We start from the raw sequence: 7,682 nt of genomic DNA on the forward strand, positions 1-7,682 counted from the left end.
GTGTATCGGTCAACATCTTCAGTGACTGACACTCCGCCTTCGCGAGCAAGCCCGCTCCCACATTTTGTTCCTGTGCAGTCCTAATCACCGCGCTTGCTGGTGATCTGTCTCAAGCGATTGCCCTCGAACCGCAAGTATTGATACATCCCGCCATTGGGCCCGTAGGTCCATTCCTCCACCTGGAACTCTTCCCGTCGGTTGGCGCTGCGCTTGTAGCCCAGCAGGTCGCGGCTGACCGGTTCGCCACACTTGTGCAGCACTTCACTGGAGCGGTCGCCGACGCTGACCAACTGGCTGCCACAGCGCAACGTGTCTGCCGCCCAAGCCTGGCTTGCAGCCATGGCCAGGGTGAGGGCGAGTATCAGTCGGTTAACCATCATTCAGCGTCCAGATGCAGGGGGGTCACGACCTTGCCGTCTTTTTCCGCTTCGCCCAACTGTGCATCGATGAAGTACACGCGATCATCGGCAAGCTGCGCCTTGTCCACCAGGTAATCCTTGATGCTGCTGGCACGTTCCTGGCCCAACTCACGCAACAGCACTTCACTGGAGCTCCAGAACTGGATCACGTCGGCACGCATTTTTGCGATGCGTTCTTCCTTGCCCAGGTCTTTCCATTCGGCGGGCGGCTGGGTCTTCAGGCGGGTGCGGTAGATCCCTTCCAGCAGCGGGCCTTTCTCATTGTCTGGCACTTCCAGCAACGCAGCCTTGGCGGGCACTTTCTCGCCGCGACGCTGGAGCATCTTGTAGTAGTTGTACTGATATTCCCGTTCCAGGCGTTGCTCCGCGATCAGCGGGCCGTCGCTGCTCTTGGCCGCAGTCCCTTCGATTTCCAGGCGCAGGGCCGGGCGTTCCTTGAGCGCCTGGGACAGCTTGACCAGCGCCGCTTCGGCGTCCTTGCTCAGCTCGCTGGAACCGGGTGCGAAAGCCACAGTGCCCAAGTCTTCGGACCCACCACCGGACACCAGCCCGCCGATGAGTTTGAACGGCGCGGCGGCAGCCTTGACGATCAGGTTGCGCAGGGTCTGCCAGACGATCGGCATCACGCTGAACTGCGGGTTGTTCAGGTCACCGGACACCGGCAGTTCGATGGAAATCTTGCCGTCGACGTCCTTGAGCAAGGCAATCGCCAGTTTCAGCGGCAGGCTGACGGCGTCCGGGCTGTCGACTTTTTCACCCAGTTGCAGTTGCTCGACCACCACTTTGTTTTCGGCCTGCAATTGCCCCTTGGTGATCTTGTAGTGCAGGTCCAGATTCAGCCGGCCCTTGCGGATGCGGTAACCGGCGAACTTGCCGGAGTAGGGGGTCAGGGTGGTCAGTTCCACCCGTTTGAAACTGGTGGCGATGTCGAGGCTGGCCATCGGATCGAACGGGTTGACCGCGCCCTTGATGGTCACCGGTGCATAGCGGTCGACCTTGCCCTTGACGTCGACGCTGGCCGGTTTCGCCTGACGACTGTCGATGGTGCCGATCTGCCCGTTGAGTTGCTGAACGGCGGTGGCGAAGTTGGGGGTCAGGCTGAAGTCGGCGAAGTTGGCCGAGCCGTCATTGATGGCAATGCCGCCGACGTGAATGCCCAACGGTTTGTCTTTGCTGGCGGGCTTGGCGGCGGCGGTTTTGGCGCCGGTGTCGGGCGGTTGCGCAATCAGCAGGTCATCGATGTTGGTGGTGCGGTCATCGTTGATCATGAAGCGCACGTAGGGTTGCAGCAGGTTGACCTTGTCGATCGACAGGCTGTCGCCGTGCTGATAATTCAAGCCCTCGACCACCACTTGCTGCCACTTGAGGAAGTCGCGGGTTTTCAGGGTGTCAAGGGTGTGCAGTTGATCGACCTGCGCCCGGCCGGTGACGCTGAGGGCCAGTGGGTCAGTGCTTTTCAGATTGACCGCCAGGTCGCTGCCGAGCATGCCGCTGCGCAGTTCAAGACGAATGAACGGATTGATGTAGGACTGGGCGACCCGCAGGTCGATGTCCCTGGTCTGGACATTGAGCCTGGCACTGACCGGCGCCAGGTTGACCTCGCCATCGGCCGTGATTTTGCCTTGCTTGCCCACGCCCGTATCGAGCTTGAGCAAGAAAGGCGAGCCGTTGAGGCTGTCGAATTTCTGCAGGTCGAGGTTCAGCGGGCTCAGTTCCAACTCAACCACCGGCTGTGCCTTGCGGTCTGCAAGGTGCACCTTGTAATCGCGCAGTTGTACGTCGTTGAGCAGCACTTGCCAGGGTTTGGCCGCAGGCGCGGGTTCGGCTTTCGGCGAATCTGCCGCGGCCGGGGTGCTCGGCGGTTCGGCATTGGCCTTGGCCGCCGGTTTGGACGGTTGGCTGGCGAACAGTTTCTGCCAGTCGAGCTGGCCATCGGCTTCCAGCGCGGCCCAGGTTTCCAGTTTGTGGCTGCGGATCTTGCCGACCACCACTTGCTGTTTGGCCAGGTCGATCGTGGTGTCGGAAACGTCCAGGCGTTCGAGCTTGACCAGTTGTCGACCGTCCGGGGACTTGATGGCGAAAGGCGCGATGGTGGCCGAGACGTTGCTCAGCAACAGTTCGGTCTGCTTGGACAGGTTAAGCTTGTAGTCGGTGCTGAGACTGACGATGCCTTCTTCGAGCACCAATGGCACCGCGTCGCGCACGTAGGGCCAGAAGGCTTTCATCTTGCCGTCGGTGATCTTCAGTTTGCCTTCGGAGGCGATGGGAATGAGGCTGAAGTTGCCGGTCCAGTCGATCTGCCCGCCATTGGGGCCGACGGCTACCAGGGTCATGTCGGCGCTGTCTTCGGGCAGGGTACTGAGGTTTTTCAGCTCGAAGTCGAGCTTGTCGTAAAGGAATTCGATGGGCTCGCTGGGGCGTTCATCGAGGAAATGCACCGCGCCGCCCGCCAGCTTGATGCTGTCGATGCGCAGTGGAAAGGGTTTGGCATTGGGATCGGCCGGGGTCGGTTCACTGGCGGGGATTTTGAACAGGCCGAGCAGGTTGAGCTGGCCGTCCTTGCCGAAGACAATTTCGGTCTTGGACTTTTCCAGCTCGATATTTGAAAGATGCAGCGCCTTGGTCCAGAGGCTGTCCAGGCTCAGGTCGGCGTACAGGCGTTCGAAGCCGATCTGCTCCTTGCCCGGCTCGCCGATGTTCAGGCCCCAAAGGGTGACTTCGAGGCTGAACGGGTTGAGTTCGATTCGTTGGAGCTTGGCGGGCGTCGTGGCGTAGTTGGCCAGTTGCTGGTTGGCGATGCGCAAGGCAATGCCGGGCAAAATCAGAAAACCCAGCAAGCTGTAGAGGGCCAGAGCAGTCAACAAGGCGCCGACGGCGCGAATCAATCCTTTGTACATGCGTGGCTTCATCTGTCTGAATCGGAGTGCCTTGGAGTATGGCACGCGTTTCCGGTTCCGAAGTAAAAGCCCTGACGAGGTTTTTCGGATTTATCTGACGCCGATCAGAGCTGCAGGATGAGGGTTTTCAGTGGCGGTTGCTGATCCATCGACGGGAAGTCGGCCCCGGGTTTCATCACCGTCCACTCACGCACCGGGCGCCCGGCCTTCTGCGCGCAGCGCAGGACCTGTTCGCGCCAGTCGTCCATGCTGACTTTTGCCAGGTTGTTGCAGCAGATCAGCACGCCGTTGTCGGCGGTGGTCAGCAGGGCAGGTTTGAGCAGGCTCTGGTAGTCGCGCAACAGGTCGACTGTGCCGAATGCGCTCTTGGCCCAGGCTGGCGGATCGAGCAACACCAGGTCGTATTGGCGTTGCTCCAGGCGCTGGTAGCTCGGCAGTTTTTGCCCGCGACGCTGGCTGATGGGCAGACCGGCCAGTTGGCGGATGGCCGGGAAGTAATCGGACTGGACGAATTCCATGCCCGGCAGTTGCGGGTTGAGCAGACCGTTTTCCCGGCCCACTGCCAGGTTGCCTTCGGCGAAGTCCAGGTTGCACACTTCCCGGGCGCCGCCGGCCGCAGCGCTCAGACCGACGCCACAGGTGTAGGCGAACAGGTTGAGCACGCTTTTGTTCTGGCTGTGATCCTTGACCCAGCCGCGGGTGTTGCGCAGGTCGAGGAACAGCAGCGGATCCTGCCCGGCGTGACGCCCGCGGACCCGGTAATTGAGGCCCCACTCGTGGCCGACCAAGTCCTGCAGGGCGGCTTCGTCGGCGCGGTACACGTTGTCTTCGCGGTCGATGCGCGAGTTGCCCCGGGAGCGGTCGTTGTAGACCAGCAAGGTTTCAAGGCCCAGGTGCTGATTGACGATGTCGTGCAACTGCAGCAGCGCATCGCGTTCCAGCGACTGGTGAAAGCTCTGCACCATCAGTTGTGGGCCGTAGCGGTCGATGGTCAGGCCGCCGGCGCCTTCCTGGCTGCCATGGAACAGGCGATAGCAATCGGTGCCCTGACTGTGCAGCTCGGCGAGCAGGTCCTGACGGTTTTCAAGGGCGGCGCGCAGCGCCTGATTCAAGGAAGACATGCTGGGCGCCTTGCAGGTGGGAATTTGGCGCGGGAGTTTAACAGCTTGGCATCGAACCGAGGTGCTGCCTTCGCGAGCAAGCCCGCTCCCACAGTGGACCGAGGTGAACGCATATTTTTTGAGCAGCCGAAATCCACTGTGGGAGCGGGCTTGCTCGCGAAGCTTTTAGCGCTTCATTTCAACAGCCCCATCCGCCGCTTGGCCCGTTGTACCGAACCGTTGCGCACTGCCCAGCGCAACATCGGTGCGCTGCGATTGACGCTGGCGCGGATCAGTTTGCGTTGCAGGGGGCTCTGGCTGACGCCGAGCATGTCACTGGCCCAATCAGGCAGCAAATCGATCCCGGCCTGCATCATCAAACCGCCGAAAGGCTTGGCCAGGCGACTCGGGGACGGGGCATTCAACAGCAGGCGCAGCACTTCGCGGCTGCGCGCGTCGCACAGCAGTTGCGGCCGGATTCGCTGAAGATACTCGGCGACTTCCTGCCGCGAGCGCGGCACGTCCCGGGCCCCCAGGCGTTCGGCGACCAGGGCGATTTCTGCGTAATAACGGTCCTGGTCGACGCCCGACAAATGCGGATTGCGGTAGCGCAAATGTGCCGCGAGAAAGTGGCTGACTTCGGCCACATGCACCCAGGTCAGCAGCTCGGGATCGCTGGCGGCGTAAGGCCGGCCATCGGGCGCGGTGCCGGTGATCTGCAGGTGGATGGTGCGCACTTTCTCGATCAGCCAGTCGGCGTCCTGGCGCGAGCCGAAGGTGGTGCCGGAAATGAACTGCCCGGTGCGGCGCAAACGGCCGAGCATGTCCTCGCGGAAATTCGAATGGTCCCACACACCCGCCAGGGCCAGCGGGTGCAGGGCTTGCATCATCAGCGCGCTGATCCCGCCGATGAGCATGCTGCTGAAATCGCCGTGCACCTGCCAGCTGATCGAGTCGGGCCCGAACAGACCGGGATCGCCCTTGGGGTTTTCCAGGTCGAGCTTGCCCAGGGACAGACCGGTCAGGCTCATGATCTGGGTTTCGATGCGGGTGCGGATGAATTCCATGATGTCCCGGTTCTTTGCTTTTCTGTGGGAGCGAGCTTGCTCGCGATGGACGTTAACGATAACGCGTATGTTCAGGAAGTCCGCGTTATCGTTGACGCCCTTCGCGAGCGAGCTCGCTCCTACAGGGATGCGGTGTTATGGGTTCAGGCGTTTGTCGATCAGGCCCTGCACCACGCTCGGGTCGGCCAGGGTCGAGGTATCCCCCAGGCTGTCGAGTTCGTTGCAGGCGATCTTGCGCAGGATGCGCCGCATGATCTTGCCTGAGCGGGTTTTCGGCAAGGCCGGCGCCCACTGGATCATGTCCGGTTTGGCGAAGCTGCCGATTTCCTTGCTGACCAGTGCCAGCAACGCCTTCTTCAGATCGTCATTGGCATCGACCCCGTTCATGGCCGTGACGAAGGCGTAGATGCCCTGACCCTTGACGTCGTGGGGGTAACCGACCACGGCGGCTTCGGCGACGCTGTCGTGCAGCACCAGGGCGCTTTCCACTTCGGCGGTACCGATGCGGTGCCCGGACACGTTGATCACATCGTCGATACGCCCGGTGATCCAGTAATCGCCATCCTCGTCGCGGCGAGCGCCGTCACCGGTGAAGTAGTAGCCGGGGTAAGGTTTGAAATAGGTGTCGACCATCCGTTGCGGGTCGCCGTAGACACTGCGGATCTGCGCCGGCCAACTGGATTTGATCGCCAGCACGCCACTGCCGGCGCCCTTGATTTCCTTGCCCTGTTCGTCGAGCAGCACCGGTTGCACACCGAACATGGGCTGTGTGGCGCAGCCCGGTTTGATCCGCTGGGCGCTGACCAGGGGGCTGAGCATGATGCCGCCGGTTTCGGTCTGCCACCAGGTATCGACGATCGGGCAACGCTCTTGGCCTACCGAGTGGAAATACCATTCCCAGGCTTCCGGGTTGATTGGCTCACCGACGGTACCAAGCAGTCTGACGCTGGCGCGGGAGGTTTCCTTCAGCGGTTCCGGACCTTCTCGCATCAAGGCGCGCAGGGCGGTGGGGGCGGTGTAGAAGATGTTGACCTTGTGCTTGTCGATCACCTGCCAGAAGCGCGAGCAACTCGGATAGCTGGGCACGCCTTCGAAGATCAGCGTGGTGGCGCCATTGGCCAGCGGGCCATAGACGATATAGCTGTGACCGGTGACCCAGCCGACATCGGCAGTGCACCAGAAGACTTCGCCGTCGCGGTAGTCCAGCACGTATTTGAAAGTCATGGCCGCTTGCAGCAGATAGCCGCCGGTGGTGTGCAGCACGCCCTTGGGTTTACCGGTGCTGCCCGAGGTGTAGAGGATGAACAGCGGGTCTTCGGCGTCCATCGACTCGGGCGGGCAGTGATCGTCGACATCGCGCAACGCCTGGTGATACCAGAGGTCCCGGCCTTCGACCCAGTTGACCGGGTTCTGCGTACGCTCGACCACCACCACCGTGCTGACGTTGGGGCAATTTTGCAGTGCCTTGTCGACGTTCTGTTTCAGTGGCACGAATTTGCCACCGCGCACGCCTTCATCGGCGGTGATAACCGTGCGGCAGTCGGCGTCGAGGATGCGATCGCGCAGGGAGTCCGGGGAAAAGCCGCCGAACACCACCGAATGCACCGCGCCGATGCGCGTACAGGCGAGCATGGCGTAGGCCGCTTCCGGGATCATCGGCATGTAGATACACACGCGGTCGCCTTTCTTCACGCCACGGCTTTTGAGCACGTTGGCCAGGCGGCAGACGTTGTGATGAAGTTTCTTGTAGGTGATCTGAGTGGATTCGGCAGGATCGTCGCCTTCCCAGATGATCGCGATCTGCTCGCCACGCTTGTCGAGATGGCGGTCGATGCAGTTGTAACTGACGTTCAACTCAGCCCCGGCAAACCAACTGGCTTCGCCGGTCTTCAGGTCATAGCGCTGGACGGTGTCCCAGGGTTTGCTCCAGTCGAGAAAACGCGTGGCCTGTTCGGCCCAGAACGTCGTGGGGTGCTCGATGGATTCGCGGTACAGGCGGTGGTAGTCGTCTTGACTCAGTTGTGCAGCCCGGCGGACGGCATCGGCTTTGGGGAACGTGCTGATATCGAACATGACGGTTCCTTATTCTTGTTTTGCGACAAAGATAAAGATGCGCCGAGTGCCCAACGGGTTCAAGTCATACACAAAACAACAGTGGGAGCGGGCTTGCTCGCGAAGGCGCCGTGTCAGTCGCCATCG

5 protein-coding genes are annotated in these 7,682 nt (G+C 61.5%); all 5 read right to left on the reverse strand.

Annotation, left to right across the window (positions count from 1 at the left end; all coding sequences use genetic code 11):
• Positions 1-80: 80 nt before the first annotated feature.
• Positions 81-377, reverse strand: coding sequence for a DUF2845 domain-containing protein (locus B0W55_RS27950; protein WP_077049143.1), 297 nt, complete (start codon positions 375-377; stop codon positions 81-83).
• Positions 377-3,328, reverse strand: coding sequence for a DUF748 domain-containing protein (locus tag B0W55_RS27955; protein WP_077049139.1), 2,952 nt, complete (start codon positions 3,326-3,328; stop codon positions 377-379). Before B0W55_RS27955 ends, B0W55_RS27950 begins: the two co-directional genes overlap by 1 nt.
• Positions 3,329-3,420: 92 nt before the next feature.
• Positions 3,421-4,437: a class I SAM-dependent rRNA methyltransferase gene (locus B0W55_RS27960; protein WP_077049140.1), complete on the reverse strand. Its 1,017-nt coding sequence runs from the start codon at positions 4,435-4,437 to the stop codon at positions 3,421-3,423.
• Positions 4,438-4,610: 173 nt separating this feature from the next.
• Positions 4,611-5,483 carry an oxygenase MpaB family protein gene (locus B0W55_RS27965; protein ID WP_077049141.1) on the reverse strand — a complete coding sequence of 291 codons (873 nt, stop codon included), beginning with the start codon at positions 5,481-5,483 and terminating at the stop codon, positions 4,611-4,613.
• 135 nt (positions 5,484-5,618) lie between these two features.
• A complete protein-coding gene (acs, locus tag B0W55_RS27970; protein WP_077049142.1) occupies positions 5,619-7,556 on the reverse strand; it encodes an acetate--CoA ligase in 1,938 nt (645 codons plus the stop codon).
• Positions 7,557-7,682: the final 126 nt, after the last annotated feature.

The sequence above is a fragment of the Pseudomonas sp. KK4 genome, assembly GCF_001984065.1.
Lineage (GTDB): Bacteria > Pseudomonadota > Gammaproteobacteria > Pseudomonadales > Pseudomonadaceae > Aquipseudomonas.

Excerpts from the sequence above, each read along its gene's own strand:
- B0W55_RS27950 (WP_077049143.1), bottom strand. The coding sequence starts at position 377 with ATGGTTAACCGACTGATACTCGCCCTCACCCTGGCCATGGCTGCAAGC.
- acs (WP_077049142.1), bottom strand. The coding sequence starts at position 7,556 with ATGTTCGATATCAGCACGTTCCCCAAAGCCGATGCCGTCCGCCGGGCT.
- B0W55_RS27960 (WP_077049140.1), bottom strand. The coding sequence starts at position 4,437 with ATGTCTTCCTTGAATCAGGCGCTGCGCGCCGCCCTTGAAAACCGTCAG.
- B0W55_RS27955 (WP_077049139.1), bottom strand. The coding sequence starts at position 3,328 with ATGAAGCCACGCATGTACAAAGGATTGATTCGCGCCGTCGGCGCCTTG.
- B0W55_RS27965 (WP_077049141.1), bottom strand. The coding sequence starts at position 5,483 with ATGGAATTCATCCGCACCCGCATCGAAACCCAGATCATGAGCCTGACC.